Here is an 18,056-nt window from a genome sequence, read left to right as displayed (position 1 = left end):
GCGTCCATGACCGAAACCGTTCCCGAACCCCCCATGCAGAGGAGTGGATCCGATGCGGAACCCACCGTCCGGACGAAGGGTCGCCAGACCGTACACGCGCGTGCTGACCGGGATCACGGGGGCGGTCGCGGTCTGCGCGGTGCTCACCGTGCCGACCGCGGCGGCACCCCCGGGAACGCAGCCGCAGAGCGAGACCACCGCCGCCACGGCGGCGGCGGGGCCGGAGGTCCGGCTGCCCGACGGGCTGGCGCAGACCCCGCCGATGGGCTTCAACAACTGGAACTCCACCCACTGCCGGGCGGAGTTCGACCACGAGATGGTCAAGGGCATCGCGGACATCTTCGTCGAGAAGGGCCTGAAGGACGCGGGCTACGAGTACGTCAACATCGACGACTGCTGGGCCCTGCCCGAGCGCGACGCGAACGGCAAGCTGGTCCCCGACCCCGTGCGCTTCCCCGACGGGATCAAGGCGGTCGCCGACTACGTGCACTCCAAGGGGCTGAAGTTCGGCATCTACACCAGCGCCGGGACCAAGACGTGCAACCAGGCCGGCTTCCCCGGCTCCCTGGGCCACGAGGAGTCCGACGCGCAGCAGTTCGCCGACTGGGGTGTCGACTACCTCAAGTACGACAACTGCAACAACCAGGGCGTCGACGCCGTCGAGCGCTACACCAAGATGCGCGACGCGCTCAAGGCCACGGGCCGGCCCATCGTGTACAGCATCTGCGAGTGGGGCGAGAACGACCCGTGGGAGTGGGCCGCCGACGTCGGCCACCTGTGGCGCACCACCGGCGACATCAGCGACAACTGGTCGAGCGTGCTGGGCATCATGAAGCAGAACCTGCCGCTCGCCGAACACGCGGGACCCGGGCACTGGAACGACCCGGACATGCTGGAGGTCGGCAACGGCGGCATGACGGACACCGAGTACCGCACCCACTTCTCCATGTGGTCGATCATGGCGGCGCCGCTGCTCATCGGCTCCGACCTGCGCGGCGCCGACGAGGCGACCTTCGAGATCCTCGGCAACGAGGAGGTCATCGCCGTCGACCAGGACCCGCTCGGCAAGCAGGGCACCGTGGTCTCCTCCGAGGACGGCCGCTGGGTGGTCAGCAAGGAGATGGCGGACGGCAGCCGCACCGTGGCGCTGTTCAACGAGTCGGGCTCGCCGCAGGAGATCTCCACGACCGCTGGCGAGGTCGGCCTGCCCGCGGCGGGCGGCTACCGGCTGCGCGACCTGTGGCAGCACCAGGACCGCGACTCCGGCGGCGAGATCACCGCGGCCGTGCCCGCGCACGGCACCGTGCTCTACCGCGTCTGGCCGGACGCGGACGCCGGATCCCCGCCCGCGGGCACGACGTTCGCGAGCGACTGGGAGTGGTACCTCGCGCGCAACGGCTGGGGTCCGGCGGAGCGGGACACGAGCGTCGGCGAGCGGCCGGCGGGCGACGGCGCACCGCTCACCGTCGGCGGCGAGACGTACGCCAAGGGCCTGGGCGTGCACGCCCCCGGCGAGATCGGTTACTACACCGCCGAGGAGTGCGAGACGTTCGCCGCCGACGTCGGGCTGGACGACGAGTCGGGGGGCGACGGTTCCGTGGCCTTCGAGGTCTGGGCCGACGACGCCAAGGTCGCGGAGTCCGGCGTGCTGACCAACGACAGACCGGCGCAGCCGCTGTCGGCGGACGTCGGCGGCGCGCAGACCGTGCGGCTGGTCGTCACCGACGGCGGTGACGGGATCGACCACGACCACGCCGACTGGGCGGACGCGCGGTTCACCTGCTGACGCCCCGTAAGGCGGCACCGCTCAGGCACCGCCGCGAAAGGGGCGGGTGCGCCGCCGCGCCTGACGCACGCGGCGCCGCACCCGCCCGCGGGGCACCGGCCCGGCAGCACCCGCTGCCGTACGCGCCGGGCCACTGCCCCGCACCGCCCCCGGCCGTCAGCCGGGCGCGGTGAACCGCCGCAGACCCAGTTCCTGCGCCGCCGCCGCGGCGGCGCCGATCAGGCCCGCGTCCGTACCGAGGTGTGCCGGGACCACCGCCACGTCGGCGGCGTACGACAGCGCGGCGTACGTCTTCAGGTGCTGCCGTACCGGCGCGAACAGCAGCTCGCCCGCTGCGGCCACGCCGCCGCCGATCACCGCGACCTCGATCTCGACCAGCGTCGCGGTGGCGGCGATGCCCGCCGCCAGCGCCTTGGCGGCCCGGTCGAAGGAGGCGAGCGCCACGGGGTCGCCCGCCCGGGCCGCCGCGGCGACGCCGGCGGCGGTGTCGTCGCCGTCCGGGCCCGGGGTCCAGCCGGCGGCCAGCGCGCGGCGGGCGATGTTGGGCCCCGAGGCGATCCGCTCCACGCAGCCACGCCCGCCGCAGGGGCACGGGTCGCCGTCGAGGTCGACCGAGATGTGGCCGATGTGCCCGGAGTTGCCCGTGGGTCCTGGGTACGGGCGGCCGTCGAGGACGAGCCCGCCGCCGACGCCGGTGGAGACGACCATGCACAGCGCCGCGGACCGGCCGCGGGCGGCGCCCTGCCAGTGCTCGGCGGCGGCCATGGCGACGCCGTCGCCGACGAGCACCACGGGCAGCCCGCCCGCGGCCTCGCGGACCGTGGCCACCAGCGGGTAGTCGCGCCAGCCGGGGATGTTGACGGGGCTGACGGTGCCCACCGAGGCGTCCACGGGGCCGGCACTGCCGATGCCCACGGCGGTCGCGCGGGCCCAGCCCGCGGGGTCGGCGGCGGCGAGGTCGCGCAGCACGCCGGTCACGGCCGCCGCGATCGTCTCGCCGTCCGCGGCGGCGGGCGTCGGCCGCTGGGCCCGGGCCAGGAGCCGGCCGCCGACGTCGACCAGGCCCGCGGCCGTCTTCGTACCGCCGATGTCGAGCGCGGCGACGAGCTCGGTCGGCTGGGCGGCGACCATCGTGGCATCTCCTGGAGGAGCGGGGCGGGCGGATGCGGTGCGCGGTTAGTCTGCCCCTATCGTGACAACGTTGTCTAGCCCTTATCATCGGGCGCGTGTCCGATCACCTTCCCGGCCCGCAGCGGCCCCGCTACGGCAGCCGTCCGACGATGAAGGACGTCGCCGCACGCGCGGGCGTCGGCCTCAAGACCGTCTCGCGGGTGGTCAACGGCGAGCCCGGCGTCACGCAGGCGACCGAGCGGCGGGTGCGGGACGCCATCGACGCGCTCGGCTTCCGCCGCAACGACAGCGCGCGCATCCTGCGCAAGGGCCGCACCGCCACCGTCGGGTTGGTGCTGGAGGACCTGGCCGACCCGTTCTACGCGCCGCTGAGCGGGGCCGTCGAGGAGGTCGCCCGCGCGCACGGCTCCCTGCTCATCCACGGCTCCAGCGGCGAGGACCCCGCGCGGGAGGAGGAGTTGGTGCTCGCGCTGTGCGCGCGCCGCGTGGACGGGCTGGTCGTCGTCCCGGCCAGCACCGACCACCGCTATCTGGAACCCGAGCTGGCCGCCGGCGTGGCCGCCGTGTTCGTCGACCGGCCGCCGGGGCGGGTCAGCGCCGACACCGTGCTGTCCGACAACTACGGCGGCGCCCGCCAAGCGGTCGAGCACCTCGTCGGGTACGGGCACCGCCGGATCGGCTTCATCGGCGACCACCCCCGCATCCACACCGCCGCCGAGCGGCTGCGCGGCTACCGGGCGGCGATGGCGGACGCCGGGCTGCCGGTGGCAGGGACGTGGACCTCGCTGGGCAGCACGGAGCCGGCGCGGGTGGCGGCGGAGTGCGTACGGATGACGTCGGGCCCCGATCCGGTGACCGCCCTGTTCACCGGCAACAACCGGGTGACCGTCACCGCGGTGCGCACGCTGACGGCCGGCGGCCGGACGGCGGCGCTCGTCGGCTTCGACGACTTCGAGATGGCCGACCTGCTCTCCCCCGGGATCACCGTCGTCGCCCAGGACCCGGCGGAGCTGGGCAGGCGCGCGGCGGCCCGGCTCTTCCAGCGGCTCGAGGGCGCGGCCGGCGACCCGGAGCGGCTGGTGCTGCCGACGCGGCTGATCCCCCGCGGCTCGGGCGAACGCCCGCCCGCGGACTGAGGCGGCGCGCCCGGAGCGGCGTGGCACGTCGGCGGAGAGCCCCGCGGGTCCGCAGAGCTCCGGCCGGGGGCTCCCCCTTTCCCCGGCGGCCGTGTTCCGATCATCATGCGAAGTCAGCACGAGCACGCCGCCACGCGCACAGAAAGGCCGGATCCCCATGGCCTCACGTGAGATCGCTTCCACCCCCGCCGAGGTCCTTCCCGCGGGCGTCCTGCCCACCGACGCGGACGCCGCCCTTCTGGTCGGCCGCCTCCTCGACCCCGCGGACGGCGGCCCCAGCCTGGTGACCGTCCGCGGCGACGTCCTCGTCGACGTCACCGCCCTCGGGCCGACCGTCTCGGACCTGCTGGAGCACCCCGACGCCGCCGCCCGCGTCCGCGGCGCGGCGGACGGGCGGAGCTGGCCGCTCGGCGAAGTGCTGGCGGCCACCGCCGCCGGGGACGCGGACCGGGCGCGGCTGCTGGCACCGGTGGACCTCCAGGTGCTCAAGGCGGCCGGGGTGACGTTCGCGGACAGCATGATGGAGCGGGTCATCGAGGAGCGCGCCGGTGGCGTCGCCGCCTCGGCGGACGAGATCCGCGCGCGGATCGGCGCCCGGCTCGGCACCCGGCTGGAGACCGTACGGGCCGGCAGCCCGGAGGCCGTCGAGCTGCTGGCGTGGCTGCGCGAACAGGGCCTGTGGTCGCAGTACCTGGAGGTCGGGCTCGGGCCCGACGCGGAGATCTTCACCAAGGGGCCGGTGCTGTCGGCCGTGGGGTACGGGGCGCGGATCGGCGTGGCCGAGGTCTCCGAGTGGAACAACCCCGAGCCCGAACTGGTCCTCGTCGTCGCCTCGGACGGCCGCATCGCGGGCGTCACCCTGGGCAACGACGTGAACCTCCGCGACGTCGAGGGCCGCAGCGCCCTCCTGCTGCCCCAGGCGAAGGACAACAACGCCTCCACCGCCCTCGGCCCGTTCGTCCGCCTCGTCGGCGACGGCTTCACCGTCGACTCCGTACGCGACGCGACGATCGCCCTGGCGGTGCGGGGCGACGACGGCATCGTCCTGCGCGACTCCTCCGACATGGCGCGCATCAGCCGCCCGCTGGAGACCCTGGTCGCCCAGGCCGTGAACCGCCGCCACCAATACCCCGACGGCGTCGTGCTGTTCACCGGCACGCTCTTCGCGCCCACCGCGGACCGCGGCGCCCCCGGCAGCGGCTTCACCCACCGTGAGGGGGACGTCGTGGAGATCTCCACCCCGCTGCTCGGCACCCTGCGCAACACCGTCACCACCAGCGAGCAGGCGCCGCCGTGGGAGGCGGGCATACGCGACCTGTACGCCGGACTCGCCCGCCGCGGCCTGCTCCGGGCGGCGCCGACGCCGTGACCGGCCCGCCCCCACCGGGCCCGGCACCCCGCGGTGCGCGGCCCCGCCCGCGTCCCGGGCCGCGTCAGGCCACGCCGGCCGCGTCAGGCCAGGCCGGCCCGGGCCGCGTCAGGCCCCGCCCCGCCGGGCACCAGGGCGCGCCTCCCCCGCACTCGTCACACGTCACTCGTCCCCCGCACTCCCGCCCAAGGGTAGGCCGCCCCTCCGACAAGCACGCTTCGCCGGCAGCAGGCCGGCCCCGTACCGGAGCCGGGTCCGCCGAACGCCCGCCGGACCCCGCCCTCACGCCCGCGGCAGACGTCCCGCCAGCGCGTCCAGGTCCGCACGCCCCAGTCCCGTCCGCTCGGTGACCTCCGCCGCGTCCACCGCCCCGCAGTCCAGCCCCCGCAGCAGGTGGCCGCTGAGCGCCCGCGCCGTCGCCGGTTCGTCGAGTACGTCGGGAACCACGGGTGCGCCCCCGGCCCCGCCGCCCGCGCCGGCCCCCCGCTCCGCGTACGCCGCCAGCCGGGCGCACGCCGCGTCCAGGCCCTCCCGGCAGAACGCGTACACCGCCGCGTACCGCGTCGGCAACTGGCCCGGGTGCATGTCCCACCCCTGGTAGTACGCGCGCGCCAACGACCGCCGCACCAGCCCGTGGTGCAGCCGCCAGGCCGCGTGCACCCGCGCCGTGTCGCCCACCGGCAGCACGTTCACCGAGCCGTCGGAGAGCCGTACCCCCGTGCCCGCCGCGGCCACCTGCATCACGGCCTTCGCGTGGTCCGCCACCGGGTGGTCCATCGACTGGTACGCCGCGCCCACCCCGCACGCCGCGCTGTAGTCGAACGTCCCGTAGTGCAGCCCCGTCGCCCGCCCGCCCGCCGCGTCGATCATCCGCGCCACTGTGGCCCGGCCGTCCGCGCCGAGGATCGCCTGCGTCGTCTCGATCTGGACCTCGAAGCCGAGCCGCCCCGCCGCGAGGCCGTGCGCCCGCTCGAACTCCTCCAGGAGCGCGGCCATCGCGCTCACCTGCTCCGGGTACGTGACCTTCGGCAGCGTCAGCACCAGCCCGTCCGGCAGCGCGCCGCCGCCGGCCCGCAGCAGCGCGGTGAGGAAGAGGTCGAGCGTGCGGATCCCGCGGTCGCGGACGGCGGCCTCCAGGCACTTGGCGCGGATGCCGACGTACGGCGGCGCGCCGTCCTCGGCGACGGCGTCCGCGACCAGATGGGCGGCGGCCACGGCCGCGGCGTCCTCCTCGTCGTCGGGGCGCGGGCCGTACCCGTCCTCGAAGTCGATCCGCAGGTCCTCGACCGGCTCGCGCACGAGCTTGGCGCGCACCCGGTCGTACACCTCAGCCGCCGCGCCTTCTTGCAGCCCGAGCGCGGCGGCGAGCACGGCGGCGTCGGGCGCGTGCGCGTCGAGCGCGTCGAGGGCCCGCCGGCCCCACTCCCGTACGGTACGGGCGCCGAAGGCGTCGGCGGGGACGTAGACGGTGTGCACCGGCTGGCGGGTGCCGGGGTCGCCGGGGTACCGGCGGGCGAGTTCGGCGTCGACGGGGGCGAGGGAGGCGGCGATCCGGGCCCGTACGGGGGCGCCGATCGACGTCGCGGCCGAGTCGTCCTGCGCCACCATGCGCCCTCCCGGATTTCAACAAAAAGTTGAATCGAACGTATCCGGGCCTCCGGTGCGCGTCAACGGCCGCCGGGCGCCGAGGGGCCCGCGTCCTCAGGACCAGGCGCCGGCGAGCCAGGCGGTCCACAGCGCGACCGGCACGGCGAACGTCACCAGGCGCAGCACACTGTCCGCCGTCGCGGCGGCGGTGCGGTGCGGCGGCCAGGGCAGGGGACGTACGTCGGGATCCGTGCCCGGCAGCGGCGGCCCGCCGGCCGCGGCGGCCGACGCCGCGAGGGACGCCGCGGCGCGCCCGGCGGGCGACAGCGCGTCCGGTACGTCACCGGGGCCGCCCGCGCCGTCCGGCGGCGGCACCTCGGTGCCCAACTCCGCGGCCACGTCGGTGAGCAGCGCCCGCTGCCGGGCGCCGGCGCCCCGCTCCGGCTTCCCGCCCGGCCGGCCCGCGGGCGGAGCGCCGGGGGCGCCGGGGCCATCGGCCCGTAGCACGAAAGCCGCGCGCTCGTCGTACACGACGTACTGCGCACCGCCGTCCCGCCGCGGTCCGGAACCGACCGCCGCGAGCGCCGCCGGGTCCCGGCCCGCCGAGCGCAGCAGCGCCTCCGCCCCGTGCAGCGCGGACGCCGCCTGTGCCCCGCCGAGGACCCGGCCCCCGCCCGCGACCGTCGTACGCACCGCCGCCCCCGCGGCACCGGCCGGAACCACCAGCGACGCCGCACCCGGCCCGGCGACCACCCAACTGCCGCCCCGCGGCCGGAAGCCGCGCCGGCGCAGCCGGTACCCCGCCGCGCTCGCGGTGCCCACCAAGGCCGCCGCCCCGAGCAGCCACGGCACCGGCACGTCCCCGGTGATCCGCAGCAGCACCAGCAGCGCGTACGCCGCCGTGAACCGCGGCCACGTGCCCGGCACGCCGCCGTAGGGCGGACTCCAATCCCGCGCGCCCCGCGGCAGCCAGGCGTACGGGCTCGCGCCACCGCTCCCGCTCATGCGCCGCATCCTCCCACGCACGGCACACCCCCGACCACGGCGTCACCGCGGCGCCCCGGCGGCAACGCCGGGCCCTCCCCGCGGCGTCCGGGCACGCGGAAGGGCCCGCGGAACCGCGGGCCCTTCCGCTCGGCAGTGAGCAACGGCGGGCGCGGCGAGCCGCCCCGGCCGGTCAGCCCTTGCGGGCCCGGACCTCCCCGGTGAGCTGCGGCACGACCGTGAACAGGTCGCCGACCACGCCGTAGTCCACGAGGTCGAAGATCGGCGCCTCGTTGTCCTTGTTCACGGCCACGATCGTCTTCGAGGTCTGCATGCCGGCCCGGTGCTGGATCGCGCCGGAGATGCCGGCCGCGATGTAGAGCTGCGGCGAGACCGTCTTGCCGGTCTGGCCGACCTGGTGCGAGTGGGGGTACCAGCCCGCGTCCACCGCCGCCCGGGAGGCGCCGACGGCGGCGCCGAGGGAGTCGGCCAGCTCCTCGATGAGGCGGAAGTTCTCGGCGCCGTTGACGCCCCGGCCGCCGGAGACGACGATCGCCGCCTCGGTCAGCTCGGGGCGGCCCGTCGACTCGCGCGGCGTCCGGCCGACGACCTTCGTGCCGGCCGCGGACTCGCCGAAGCCGAACGTCAACTGCTCCACCGCGCTCTCGACGGGCGCGGCCTCGGGGGCGGCGGAGTTGGGCTTGACGGTGATGACCGGGGTGCCGCGCGAGACGCGGGACCGGGTGGTGAAGGCGGCGGCGAACACGGCCTGCGTGGTGACCGGCCCGTCGTCGCCGGCCTTGACGTCCACGGCGTCGGTGATGATGCCGGAACCGATCCGGACCGCGAGGCGGGCGCCGATCTCCTTGCCCTCCACCGAGGACGGCAGCAGCACGGCGGCCGGCTGCACGGCGTCGTACGCGGCCTTCAGCGCGTCGACCTTCGGGACGACGAGGTAGTCGGCGAACTCGGCGGCGTCGGCGGTCAGCACGCGCACCGCGCCGTGCTCCGCGAGCACGGGCGCCGCGGCCTCGACGCCGGTGCCCAGGTGGACGGCGACCGGGTCGCCGATCCGGCGGGCGAGGGTCAGCAGCTCCAGCGTCGGCTTGCGCACGGCGCCGTCGACGTGGTCGACGTAGACGAGGACTTCACTCATGGATCTCGTTCTCCTGCGATACGAGGGCGGAAGGCGGAACGGCGGAGGGGATGCGGGGGCTCAGATGAACTTCTGGCCCGCGAGGAACTCGGCGAGCTGCTTGCCGCCCTCGCCCTCGTCCTTGACGATCGTGCCGGCGGTGCGCGGCGGGCGCTGCGTGGCGTCCTCGACCTTCGTCCAGGCGCCCGCGAGGCCGACCTCTTCGGCGTCGACGCCCAGGTCGTCCAGGTCCAGGGTCTCCGCCGGCTTCTTCTTCGCCGCCATGATGCCCTTGAACGAGGGGTAGCGGGCCTCGCCCGACTGGTCGGTCACGGACACGACGGCCGGCAGCGCCGCCTCCAACTGCTCGCTCGCGGCGTCGCCGTCGCGGCGGCCGGTGACCTTGCCGTCGGCGACGGCGACGGTGGAGAGCTGGGTCACCTGGGGCACGCCCAGGCGCTCGGCGAGGATCGCCGGCAGCACGCCCATGGTGCCGTCGGTGGAGGCCATGCCGCAGACGACGAGGTCGTAGCCGACGTGCTCGATCGCCTTGGCCAGGACCAGCGAGGTGCCCATCACGTCGGTGCCGTGCAGGTCGTCGTCCTCGACGTGTACGGCCTTGTCCGCGCCCATGGACAGGCCCTTGCGCAGCGCGTCGCGCGCGTCCTCGGGGCCCACGGTCAGCACCGTGATCTCCGCGTCGTCCGCGGCCTCGGAGATCTGCAGGGCCTGTTCGACCGCGTACTCGTCCAGCTCCGACAGCAGGCCGTCGACGGCCTCGCGGTCGGTGGTCAGGTCATCGGAGAAGTGCCGGTCGCCGGTGGCGTCGGGCACGTACTTCACACAGACAACGATCCTCAAGCTCACGCCGGCTCTCCTACCGCTTCGTATCGAGACACTGCCGTGCTGGCAGCATAGGCGCCATCGACGGCTGCCACCGGGCGGATCCGGTGGGCACCGTCCAGTTTATTACTCGCCAGTACACCCGTGCGTACACCCACCGTTCAAGCCTGCTCGGCTGTGACATTTCCTACGTGTCCCGCGACTGACCCGGCAGCGCGGCGCCCAGCGCGGCGATGACGTCGGCCTTGCGCGGCAGGCCCGTGGCGCGGCGCACGACCCGGCCGTCCGCGTCCAGCACCAGCACGGTCGGCGTCCGCTCCACCCCCAGCCTGCGGACGAGTCCGAGGTGGCTCTCGGCGTCCACGTCCGCGTACGCGACGCCCTCGACCATGCCCGCCACGTCCGCGAGGATCCGCCGCGTTGCCGCGCAGGGGCGGCAGAAAGCACTGGAGAACTGCACGAGCGTGGCGCGCTCCCCGAGCGCCGCCGTGTCCAGGTCCGCCGCCGTCAGCCGCTCCGCCGCCCGCTCCGCCGTGCCGTCCGCCATGCCCTCCAGCATGCAGCAACGCCGCGGGACGACGGCAAGGGCCGATCACGCCGAAGGGGTGGGTCTGGCGCCGGGCGCACGCGTCGGGCACGATCGGGGAGTACGTACCTACGCACGCGTAACTTCCGCCGGGAGCTCCTGACCCTCCGGGCCGGAGAAGGGACCAGCCCGGCATGGCAGACCTCGTCTACCCGCCCGTCGTCGGCATCTGCAGATCCGCCTTCAAGGCGATGGACCTGCGCATCGACCTGAAGGGCCAGGAGCACGTGCCGCGCCGCGGCGGCGCCGTCCTGGTGAGCAACCACATCAGCTATCTGGACTTCGTCTTCTGCGGCTACGCCGCACGGCCGGCGAAGCGGTTCGTGCGCTTCATGACCAAGGAGTCGGTCTTCCGTCACCGCGTCTCCGGACCGCTGCTGCGCGCGATGAAGCACATACCGGTCGACCGCGCGCAGGGCGGGCAGGCGTTCTCGCACGCGCTGCGTGCGCTGCGCTCGGGCGAGGTCGTCGGGGTCTTCCCCGAGGCGACGATCTCCCAGTCGTTCACGCTGAAGTCGTTCAAGTCGGGCGCCGCGCGGCTGGCGCAGCAGGCGGGGGTGCCGCTGCTGCCCATGGCGGTGTGGGGGACGCAGCGGATCTGGACCAAGGGCCGGCCGCGCGACTTCGGGCGGAACCACCTGCCGATCACGCTGCGCCTGGGCGCGCCGGTGCCGACGGGGGACGGGGTGACGGACGCACCGGCCGACGGGACGCACGAGGACGCCGAGAAGCTGACGGAGCGGCTCAAGGGCCGGATCCAGGAGCTGCTGGAGGCGGCGCAGCGGGCATACCCGGACCGCCCCGACGGGCCCGGGGACGGCTGGTGGCAGCCCGCGCACCTGGGCGGCAGCGCGCCGGCGCCGGGGGTCTGAACGACGGCTGGGCGGCAGCGGCTGAGAAGCGGCTGCGCGGCGGCCGCTGGGCGGCGGGCGGGCCTCAGGCCGGGTCGCGGATCTCGATCTCGGCGCCGGGCGAACTCTTCTGCAGCGCCTCGGCCAGCTCCTGCGCCGCCGCGGTCAGCTCCTCGTACGACATCGGCTCCTGCCGCTCCAGCAGGAACAGCGCGTTCGTCGACTCCTCGGTGAGGCGGGTGCGTACGCCCTGGCGCCAGTTCCAGCGGCGGCAGGTCACCCCCGTGCCGTCGCACCAGACGACTTCGCCGGGCTCCGGGTGCTCCTCGTCGAAGCGCTCCTCGCCGGTGGCGCGGACGAGGCGCATGTCCCCGTCGATGTGGTCGGTGTCCTCGCCGCCGACGGGGATGAGGTGGGCGACGCTGACGGCGTTGTAGATGTCGACGAGCCGGTTGATGCGCGGCAGCCCGGCGTCGGCGAGGGCGCGGCGGGCCAGCGCCTCGGCGGAGTTGCGGAACTTCGACGGCTTGGCGCCGAAGGCGGCGTACGCGGCCCGCCACGCCTGCATGTGCGGGTCCTGCTGCGGCGGGGTGTCGCCGAGGCGGGCGGCGAGGCGGCGGGCCGCGTCGTCGAGGAGCGCGGTGCCGGCCTCGTCGCTGGGGCCGCCGACGAGGCCGCGGGCGACGACGGCGACGTGGGCGAAGCCGGGGGCGAGGGCGCGTACGTCGTCGGCGACGTGGGTGCGGAGGGTCATGCGGTCCTTCTGCGGTTCGGCGGCGGGCGGTGGTGCGGGCGGCGGTTCGGGGCGGCGGCTCTGTCGGCGGGGCGGCCTACCCTTGGGCGGGCGTGCGGGGGATGTGAGGGATGCGGGGCCGTGCGGTTCACAGGGCGGTGGGGAGTATGCGGTCCAGGTGGCGGCGGTCGGTGGCCACGCGGAGGGCTTCGAGGGTAGCCGGATGGGGCGCCGCGCGGACCAGCGGGTCGTCGCGCTCGCCGGCGGACGCGTCCGGCACGAACGCCAACTGCTCGCGGTCGAGGCGGAACTGCGCGTCCACGCCCGGCTTGTTGCCGCGCGGGTCCTGGCGGATCCAGTCCCGCCCGGGCAGCCGCAGCGCGACCAGGCCGTGCAGCACGCCGAGGTGCTGGTAGCAGAAGCCGGCCGGGATGCCCTGGGCGCGCAGCAGGGCGACGAGGGCGTGCGCCTTGGCGTAGCAGATCCCGGTGCGGGCCCTCAGCACGTCCGACGCGCGGCAGGTGACGCGCAGGTCGCCGGCGTCGTTGGAGTGCGGGATCGTGTCCCGTACGAACGCGTAGGCCCCCTTCGCGTACGCCTCCGGCTCCTCCGCGACCTCGCGCAGCCGGCGGGCCGTCCCGGCCACGAGCGGGTGCTCGTGGTCGACGACCGCGTCGGCGGCGAGGTATGCGGACAGGCCGGGCCGCTCCTGCTGGAGTTCCATGCAGGGGAGCGTATAGGCATGCGGCGGCTACGTCTTCCGCATTTCCTCCGCGATCGCCGCGGCGAAGGTGTCGACGTCCTCCTCGGTGGTGTCGAAGGAGCACATCCAGCGCACGACGCCGTCCGCCTCGTCCCAGAAGTAGAAGCGGAAGTCCTTCTGCAGTGCCAGGGACACGTGGTGCGGCAGCCGGGCGAAGACGCCGTTGGCCTGCACGGGGTGCAGTACGTCGACGCCGTCGATGTCGCGTACGCCGTCGGCGAGGCGGCGGGCCATCGCGTTGGCGTGGCGGGCGTTGCGCAGCCACAGGTCCTTGGCGAGCAGCGCCTCGAACTGGGCGGAGACGAAGCGCATCTTGGAGGCGAGCTGCATCGACAGCTTGCGCAGGTGCTTCATCGCGCGGACGGCGCCGGGGTCGAGCACGACGACCGCCTCGCCGAGGAGCATGCCGTTCTTCGTGCCGCCGAAGGAGAGGATGTCGACGCCGACCACGTTGGTGAACGCGCGCATCGGCACGTCGAGGGCGGCCGCCGCGTTGGCTATCCGGGCGCCGTCCAGGTGGACGCGCATGCCGCGGCGGTGTGCGTGGTCGCAGACGGCGCGGATCTCGTCCGGGGTGTAGACCGTGCCGTACTCGGTGGCCTGGGTGATCGAGACGACCTGCGGCATGGCGCGGTGCTCGTCGTCCCAGCCGCGCGCCTCGCGGTCGATCAGCTCGGGGGTGAGCTTGCCGTCCGGCGTCGGTACGGTCAGCAGCTTCAGCCCGCCGACGCGCTCGGGGGCTCCGCACTCGTCGACGTGGATGTGCGCGGTGTCCGCGCAGATCACCGCGCCCCAGCGGTCGGTGACGGCCTGCAGCGCGACGACGTTGGCGCCGGTGCCGTTGAAGACCGGGTAGACCTCGGCGTCCATGCCGAAGTGGCCGCGGAAGACGTGCTGCAGGTGGTCGGTGTAGTCGTCCTCGCCGTAGCTGACCTGGTGGCCGCCGTTGGCGAGGGCGAGCGCGGCGAGGATCTCGGGGTGCGCGCCGGCGTAGTTGTCGCTGGCGAAGCCGCGCGCCGCCGGGTCGTGACGGCGCTTGGCGTCGGTGCGCGGCGGATGCCCGCCTGCGGTGTCTCCCCCGGCGGGGGTGGTCGTCGCGGTCATGACGGGGCGGTGAGCCACAGGCGGGTCCCGTTCAGTTCCTGCGCGGGCCTGTCCCAGACCTCCGCGATGTCGTCGGCGAGGTCGTCGACGTCGGTGAAGCCCGCGAACTTCGCGTTCGGCTTGGCCTCGCGCATCGCGTCGTTCACCAGCGCCTTGACGACCAGGATGACGGCCGCCGCGGCGGGCCGGTCCAGCCCTTCGGCCTCTCCCGCCTTGCGGAAGCCGTCGGCCATGGCCAGCGTCCACGCCTCGGCGCCGGCCTTGGCGGCGGCGTAGGCGGCGTTGCCCGCGGTGGGCTGACTCGCGCCGGCGGCGCTGACGAGCACGTACCGGCCGCGGTCGCTGCGCCGCAGCGGCTCGTCGAAGGCGAGGGAGGTGTGCTGGACCGTACGCAGGAGCAGGTCGTGCAGCACGGTCCAGTCGGCCAGGTCGGTGGTGGCGAAGGACCGCGACCCCCGCCAGCCGCCGACGAGGTGGACCAGGCCGTCGACGCGGCCGTAGTCCTTCTCGATGCGCTCCGCCCAGGCCCGGGCCGCGGCCGGGTCGAGCAGGTCGACGGTGTCACCGGTGACGGGCACCTCCCCGCCCTCGGCCCGCGCCGCGGCGACGGCCTCGGCCAGGCGCTCGGCGTCCGCGTCGCAGCCGACGACGGAGGCGCCGGCCCGGGCGAGCCGGCACAGCGTCGCCCGGCCCGCGGGCCCGCCCGCTCCCGCCACGGCCACGACCGCTCCGGCCAGCGGGCCGCCGCCTCCGTTCCTGCCGTTCGCCCCGGGGCTCATGACGATCTCCTCCTCGGCTGCCCTGCCGACCGCGGGGTCCGTCACGCGGCGTCCGCCAGTTCGGCGCTCTCGGCCGTGATGCCCCGCGTCGACTCGATCACCTTGCGCAGCTTCTTGGCAAGGGCCTCATAGAACATGCTGAGGGGAAACTCGTCGGGCAGCACGTCGTCCACGAGTTTCCGCGGCGGCTTGCCCAGGTCGAGCGCGTCCGGACCCTTGGCCCAGGTGGACCCGGGGTGCGGGGCGAGGTAGGTGGACACCAGGTCGTACGCCTTGAACCAGTGGACCAGCTTCGGGCGGTCGATGCCCTCGCGGTACAGGGTCTCGATCTCGTTGCGCAGCCGGCCGGTGACCTCGCGGGCCCGGTCCCAGTCGACGGACAGCCGGTTGTCGGTCCAGCGCAGCGCGTCGTGCTTGTGCAGGTACGCGAAGAGGAGCTGGCCGCCGAGGCCGTCGTAGTTGCGGTTGCGCTCGCCGGTGACCGGGAAGCGGAAGAGCCGGTCCATCAGCACCGCGTACTGCACGTCGCGGCCCTGCGGGAAGCCGTCGGCGGCGAGCTTGCCGGCCTCGTGGAAGGCCGTGAGATCGCAGCGCAGCTCCTCGATGCCGTACATCCAGAACGGCTGCCGCTGCTTGATCATGAAGGGGTCGAACGGCAGGTCGCCGTGGCTGTGCGTGCGGTCGTGGACCATGTCCCACAGCACGAACGTCTGCTGGGCGCGCTCCTGGTCGGTGAGCAGGCCGCGGGCCTCCTCGGGCAGTTCCAGACCGGTGGCCCCGACGGCGGCGGTGCTGACCCGGCGGAAGCGGGCGGCCTCGCGGTCGCAGAAGATGGCGCCCCAGGTGAAGCGCGCGGGGACCTCGCGCATGGCGATGGTCTCGGGGAAGAGCACGGCGGAGTTCGTGTCGTACCCGGAGGTGAAGTCCTCGAAGGTGATGCCGAGGAACATGGGGTTGTCGTAGCGGGTGCGCTCCAGCTCGGCGAGCCAGCCGGGCCAGACGACGCGGATGACGACGGCCTCGACGTTGCGGTCCGGGTTGCCGTTCTGGGTGTACATGGGGAAGACGACGAGGTGCTGCAGTCCGTCGGCGCGGTGGTCCGCGGGGTGGAAGGCGAGCACCGAGTCCAGGAAGTCGGGCACGCCGAAGCCGTCGGCGGCCCAGTGGCGCAGGTCGGCGATGACGGCGTCGTGGTAGGCGGAGTCGTGCGGCACCAGAGGGGACAGCTCCCGTACCGCGGCGGCGACCCGCTCGACGGCGTCCTCGGCGGCGGGGCGCGCCGGGGCGCCCTCGGCCTCGAAGTCGATCGAGCCGTCCTTGGACTGCCAGGGGCGGATCTCCTCGACAGCGGCCTTCAGCCGTGCCCAGGCGGGGTGCTCGACTACGCGCGGGGCGTCCGCGGCGGACAGAACGTCACCTTCCGCGGTTGCGGAAGCAAGAATTTCCGTCATGGACCACTCCTACGTTAAGAACTTCCTGTCACCCCACCGTATCCCCGGCGGCACACCTCCCTCAAGCGGGCCCCGGGAAACCTTGCGCTCCTGGGCCGCACGAAACGTAAATCTTCCGGTGCATCGCGGTTTAGCCCCAGGTCCTTCCCGGCACGCGCGCCGGGCGGGGCTGACGAGGCTCAGGGCAGCCGCGCGGGCGGGCACTCCCGCGTCCGGGTGACCCGGCGCGGGGCTCCGCCGCGACCCCGCCGCGCGGCCCCGCACGACCGGTGTCGATCTCCCCGAATTGGCCTAGGCTTTGCGCCAGTCTGTGACGGACCGCCGACGGAGGGCGAGAGCGCAGTGTCATTTCTGACCATCGGTCACCGCGGGTTGATGGGCGTCGAGCCGGAGAACACGCTCCGCTCCTTCGTTCGCGCGGATCGCGAGGGCATGGACGCCATCGAACTCGACCTGCATCTGAGCAAGGACGGCCACCTGGTCGTCATGCACGACCCCGACGTGGACCGCACGACGGACGGCCAGGGCCCCGTCGCCGACTTCACCCTCGCCGAGCTGCGCGAGCTGGACGCCGGCCAGGGCGAGCGCATCCCGACCTTCGACGAGGTCGTCGAGGCGGTGAAGGGCCGGCTGCAGGTCGAGATCAAGGACGTCGCCGCGGCGAAGGCCCTCGCCGAGGCCATGACCGCACACGACCTCGTCGGCCGGGTCGAGGTGCTGTCGTTCCACGACGAGGCGCTGGCGGAGATGCGGCAACTGCTGCCCGAGGTGCCGCGGGTGCTGGTCGCCAGCCACTACGGGCTCGGGGTGGTCGAGCGCGCCCGCGAGGTCGGTGCGGGAATGCTGTCGCTGAACATCCGCCGGCTGACGCTGGAGCTGGCGGACCGCGCACACGAGGCGGGGCTGAACGTCATCGCCTGGACCGTCAACACCCCCGAGGAGCTGAAGCTCGCCCGCGGCCTGGGGCTGCAGGGCGTCGTCACGGACTTCCCCGGGATGAAGCACTCGGTGCGCTTCACCGCCTGAGCCGCCGTCGCGCGCTCCACTGCGCCCGCTCCCTGCGCCCGTGCGCCGGCATGCGGTGTACGGGCGTGGGCAGCCTTCCGCCGGAAAGCGCCCCGGGCCGGCGCCGGCCGGTCCCCCGCAGCCGTGCCGCGGGGCCGCCGCCGTCGTCGTCCGAGGGGGCCCGCGGATGCACGGACCGCCGCTCGTCGGCCTGCTGCTGACCGCGCTGTGCGCGGCCGTCGGCGGGCTCTGTCTGCTGCGGATGCGGGCCGTCGCCGCCGAGGAGCGGCGCGGCGCCGCCGGGGACGCGCTCATGGGGCTGGGGATGGCGGCGATGGCGCTGCCCGCGGGGCTGCCGGGGCCGGCGGCGTGGACGGCGGGCGCGTTCGCGGCGGTGTTCGGGGCCGCGTTCCTACGGGCCCTGCTGCCGCTGCGCGCGGCGGGGCACCATCTGCACCACGCGATCGGCGCGCTGGCGATGGTGTACATGGCGGTGGCGATGGCCGCGGCGGACCACGGCGGGCACGCCGCCGCCGGGTTGCCGGCCGTCACCGCGGGGCTGCTGGCGTACTTCGTGCTCTATGTGCTGCACGGGGGCCTGCGGCCGGTCGCCGCGGGGGCGGCGGGTCCGCCGCGGACGGGCGGGGCCGGTCCCGGCGCCGATGGCGGTGGCGGCTGGGCGGTGCGGCCGGAGCTGGCGGGCGCGTGCCGGGTCTGCATGGCGGCGGGCATGGTCGCGATGCTCCTCGCCCTCTGACTCCCCGGTGTCGTCCGTCACTTCACGGGCACACACGTACCGGCCGGCGCCCCCGC

At 74.8% G+C, this 18,056-nt stretch carries 17 protein-coding genes; 6 read left to right on the top strand and 11 right to left on the bottom strand.

Annotation, left to right across the window (positions count from 1 at the left end; translation table 11 throughout):
* Positions 1-52: 52 nt before the first annotated feature.
* Positions 53-1,786, top strand: coding sequence for an NPCBM/NEW2 domain-containing protein (locus tag O7599_RS35315; protein ID WP_281619681.1), 1,734 nt, complete (start codon positions 53-55; stop codon positions 1,784-1,786).
* Between the two features lie 156 nt (positions 1,787-1,942).
* On the opposite strand, the gene O7599_RS35310 is transcribed toward O7599_RS35315, so the two are convergent.
* Positions 1,943-2,917, bottom strand: coding sequence for an ROK family protein (locus O7599_RS35310; RefSeq protein ID WP_281619680.1), 975 nt, complete (start codon positions 2,915-2,917; stop codon positions 1,943-1,945).
* 149 nt (positions 2,918-3,066) lie between these two features.
* Here O7599_RS35310 and O7599_RS35305 point away from each other — a divergent pair, with 149 nt between their 5' ends.
* Both O7599_RS35305 and O7599_RS35300 read left to right on the top strand, forming a co-directional pair.
* Entirely contained in the window at positions 3,067-4,053 is a 987-nt protein-coding gene (locus tag O7599_RS35305) for a LacI family DNA-binding transcriptional regulator (RefSeq protein ID WP_281623647.1), read from the top strand.
* Positions 4,054-4,210: 157 nt separating this feature from the next.
* Complete coding sequence (locus O7599_RS35300) at positions 4,211-5,422, top strand: fumarylacetoacetate hydrolase family protein (protein ID WP_281619679.1); 1,212 nt, start codon at positions 4,211-4,213, stop codon at positions 5,420-5,422.
* 282 nt (positions 5,423-5,704) lie between these two features.
* On the opposite strand, the gene O7599_RS35295 is transcribed toward O7599_RS35300, so the two are convergent.
* The 5 genes from O7599_RS35295 to O7599_RS35275 form a co-directional block, all read right to left on the bottom strand.
* Complete coding sequence (locus O7599_RS35295) at positions 5,705-7,030, bottom strand: aldolase/citrate lyase family protein (protein ID WP_281619678.1); 1,326 nt, start codon at positions 7,028-7,030, stop codon at positions 5,705-5,707.
* A 93-nt stretch (positions 7,031-7,123) separates the two neighbouring features.
* Positions 7,124-8,014 (bottom strand): hypothetical protein, encoded by an 891-nt coding sequence (locus O7599_RS35290; protein ID WP_281619677.1) that lies wholly within the window; start codon positions 8,012-8,014, stop codon positions 7,124-7,126.
* Positions 8,015-8,186: 172 nt separating this feature from the next.
* Positions 8,187-9,149, bottom strand: coding sequence for an electron transfer flavoprotein subunit alpha/FixB family protein (locus tag O7599_RS35285; RefSeq protein ID WP_281619676.1), 963 nt, complete (start codon positions 9,147-9,149; stop codon positions 8,187-8,189).
* Between the two features lie 60 nt (positions 9,150-9,209).
* A complete protein-coding gene (locus O7599_RS35280) occupies positions 9,210-9,995 on the bottom strand; it encodes an electron transfer flavoprotein subunit beta/FixA family protein (protein WP_281619675.1) in 786 nt (261 codons plus the stop codon).
* Positions 9,996-10,158: 163 nt separating this feature from the next.
* The gene (locus tag O7599_RS35275) at positions 10,159-10,530 is read right to left on the bottom strand and encodes a thioredoxin family protein (RefSeq protein ID WP_348652581.1); all 372 of its coding nucleotides are present in this window, start codon (positions 10,528-10,530) and stop codon (positions 10,159-10,161) included.
* A gap of 161 nt (positions 10,531-10,691) precedes the next feature.
* Between O7599_RS35275 and O7599_RS35270 the strand changes: the two genes are divergently transcribed.
* A complete protein-coding gene (locus O7599_RS35270; protein WP_281619673.1) occupies positions 10,692-11,429 on the top strand; it encodes a lysophospholipid acyltransferase family protein in 738 nt (245 codons plus the stop codon).
* Between the two features lie 64 nt (positions 11,430-11,493).
* On the opposite strand, the gene O7599_RS35265 is transcribed toward O7599_RS35270, so the two are convergent.
* The 5 genes from O7599_RS35265 to O7599_RS35245 all read right to left on the bottom strand — a co-directional run bounded on the left by O7599_RS35265 (position 11,494) and on the right by O7599_RS35245 (position 16,238).
* The gene (locus tag O7599_RS35265; RefSeq protein ID WP_281619672.1) at positions 11,494-12,162 is read right to left on the bottom strand and encodes a phenylalanine--tRNA ligase beta subunit-related protein; all 669 of its coding nucleotides are present in this window, start codon (positions 12,160-12,162) and stop codon (positions 11,494-11,496) included.
* Positions 12,163-12,289: 127 nt separating this feature from the next.
* Positions 12,290-12,865, bottom strand: a complete 576-nt coding sequence (locus O7599_RS35260; RefSeq protein WP_281619671.1) for a transglutaminase family protein — start codon at positions 12,863-12,865, stop codon at positions 12,290-12,292.
* A gap of 27 nt (positions 12,866-12,892) precedes the next feature.
* Entirely contained in the window at positions 12,893-14,008 is a 1,116-nt protein-coding gene (locus O7599_RS35255) for a low specificity L-threonine aldolase (RefSeq protein WP_281619670.1), read from the bottom strand.
* On the bottom strand, positions 14,005-14,787 hold the full coding sequence (locus O7599_RS35250) for an SDR family NAD(P)-dependent oxidoreductase (protein WP_281623646.1): 783 nt from the start codon (positions 14,785-14,787) through the stop codon (positions 14,005-14,007). Before O7599_RS35250 ends, O7599_RS35255 begins: the two co-directional genes overlap by 4 nt.
* 41 nt (positions 14,788-14,828) lie before the next feature.
* Positions 14,829-16,238 carry a DUF6421 family protein gene (locus O7599_RS35245; protein ID WP_281619669.1) on the bottom strand — a complete coding sequence of 470 codons (1,410 nt, stop codon included), beginning with the start codon at positions 16,236-16,238 and terminating at the stop codon, positions 14,829-14,831.
* A gap of 342 nt (positions 16,239-16,580) precedes the next feature.
* Between O7599_RS35245 and O7599_RS35240 the strand changes: the two genes are divergently transcribed.
* Positions 16,581-17,264 (top strand): glycerophosphodiester phosphodiesterase family protein, encoded by a 684-nt coding sequence (locus tag O7599_RS35240; protein WP_281619668.1) that lies wholly within the window; start codon positions 16,581-16,583, stop codon positions 17,262-17,264.
* A gap of 166 nt (positions 17,265-17,430) precedes the next feature.
* Positions 17,431-18,000: a DUF5134 domain-containing protein gene (locus O7599_RS35235; protein ID WP_281619667.1), complete on the top strand. Its 570-nt coding sequence runs from the start codon at positions 17,431-17,433 to the stop codon at positions 17,998-18,000.
* Positions 18,001-18,056: the final 56 nt, after the last annotated feature.

This window comes from Streptomyces sp. WMMC500 (genome assembly GCF_027497195.1).
In the GTDB taxonomy this organism is placed as follows: Bacteria; Actinomycetota; Actinomycetes; order Streptomycetales; family Streptomycetaceae; genus Streptomyces.
Note: the sequence above shows the minus strand (reverse complement) of the source record. Positions and strands in the feature narration are given on the sequence as shown.

Coding starts and splice junctions, on each gene's coding strand:
- O7599_RS35315 (WP_281619681.1), top strand. CDS start 53: ATGCGGAACCCACCGTCCGGACGAAGGGTCGCCAGACCGTACACGCGC.
- O7599_RS35310 (WP_281619680.1), bottom strand. CDS start 2,917: ATGGTCGCCGCCCAGCCGACCGAGCTCGTCGCCGCGCTCGACATCGGC.
- O7599_RS35305 (WP_281623647.1), top strand. CDS start 3,067: ATGAAGGACGTCGCCGCACGCGCGGGCGTCGGCCTCAAGACCGTCTCG.
- O7599_RS35300 (WP_281619679.1), top strand. CDS start 4,211: ATGGCCTCACGTGAGATCGCTTCCACCCCCGCCGAGGTCCTTCCCGCG.
- O7599_RS35295 (WP_281619678.1), bottom strand. CDS start 7,030: ATGGTGGCGCAGGACGACTCGGCCGCGACGTCGATCGGCGCCCCCGTA.
- O7599_RS35290 (WP_281619677.1), bottom strand. CDS start 8,014: ATGAGCGGGAGCGGTGGCGCGAGCCCGTACGCCTGGCTGCCGCGGGGC.
- O7599_RS35285 (WP_281619676.1), bottom strand. CDS start 9,149: ATGAGTGAAGTCCTCGTCTACGTCGACCACGTCGACGGCGCCGTGCGC.
- O7599_RS35275 (WP_348652581.1), bottom strand. CDS start 10,530: ATGCTGGAGGGCATGGCGGACGGCACGGCGGAGCGGGCGGCGGAGCGG.
- O7599_RS35270 (WP_281619673.1), top strand. CDS start 10,692: ATGGCAGACCTCGTCTACCCGCCCGTCGTCGGCATCTGCAGATCCGCC.
- O7599_RS35265 (WP_281619672.1), bottom strand. CDS start 12,162: ATGACCCTCCGCACCCACGTCGCCGACGACGTACGCGCCCTCGCCCCC.
- O7599_RS35260 (WP_281619671.1), bottom strand. CDS start 12,865: ATGGAACTCCAGCAGGAGCGGCCCGGCCTGTCCGCATACCTCGCCGCC.
- O7599_RS35255 (WP_281619670.1), bottom strand. CDS start 14,008: ATGACCGCGACGACCACCCCCGCCGGGGGAGACACCGCAGGCGGGCAT.
- O7599_RS35250 (WP_281623646.1), bottom strand. CDS start 14,787: ATGAGCCCCGGGGCGAACGGCAGGAACGGAGGCGGCGGCCCGCTGGCC.
- O7599_RS35245 (WP_281619669.1), bottom strand. CDS start 16,238: ATGACGGAAATTCTTGCTTCCGCAACCGCGGAAGGTGACGTTCTGTCC.
- O7599_RS35235 (WP_281619667.1), top strand. CDS start 17,431: ATGCACGGACCGCCGCTCGTCGGCCTGCTGCTGACCGCGCTGTGCGCG.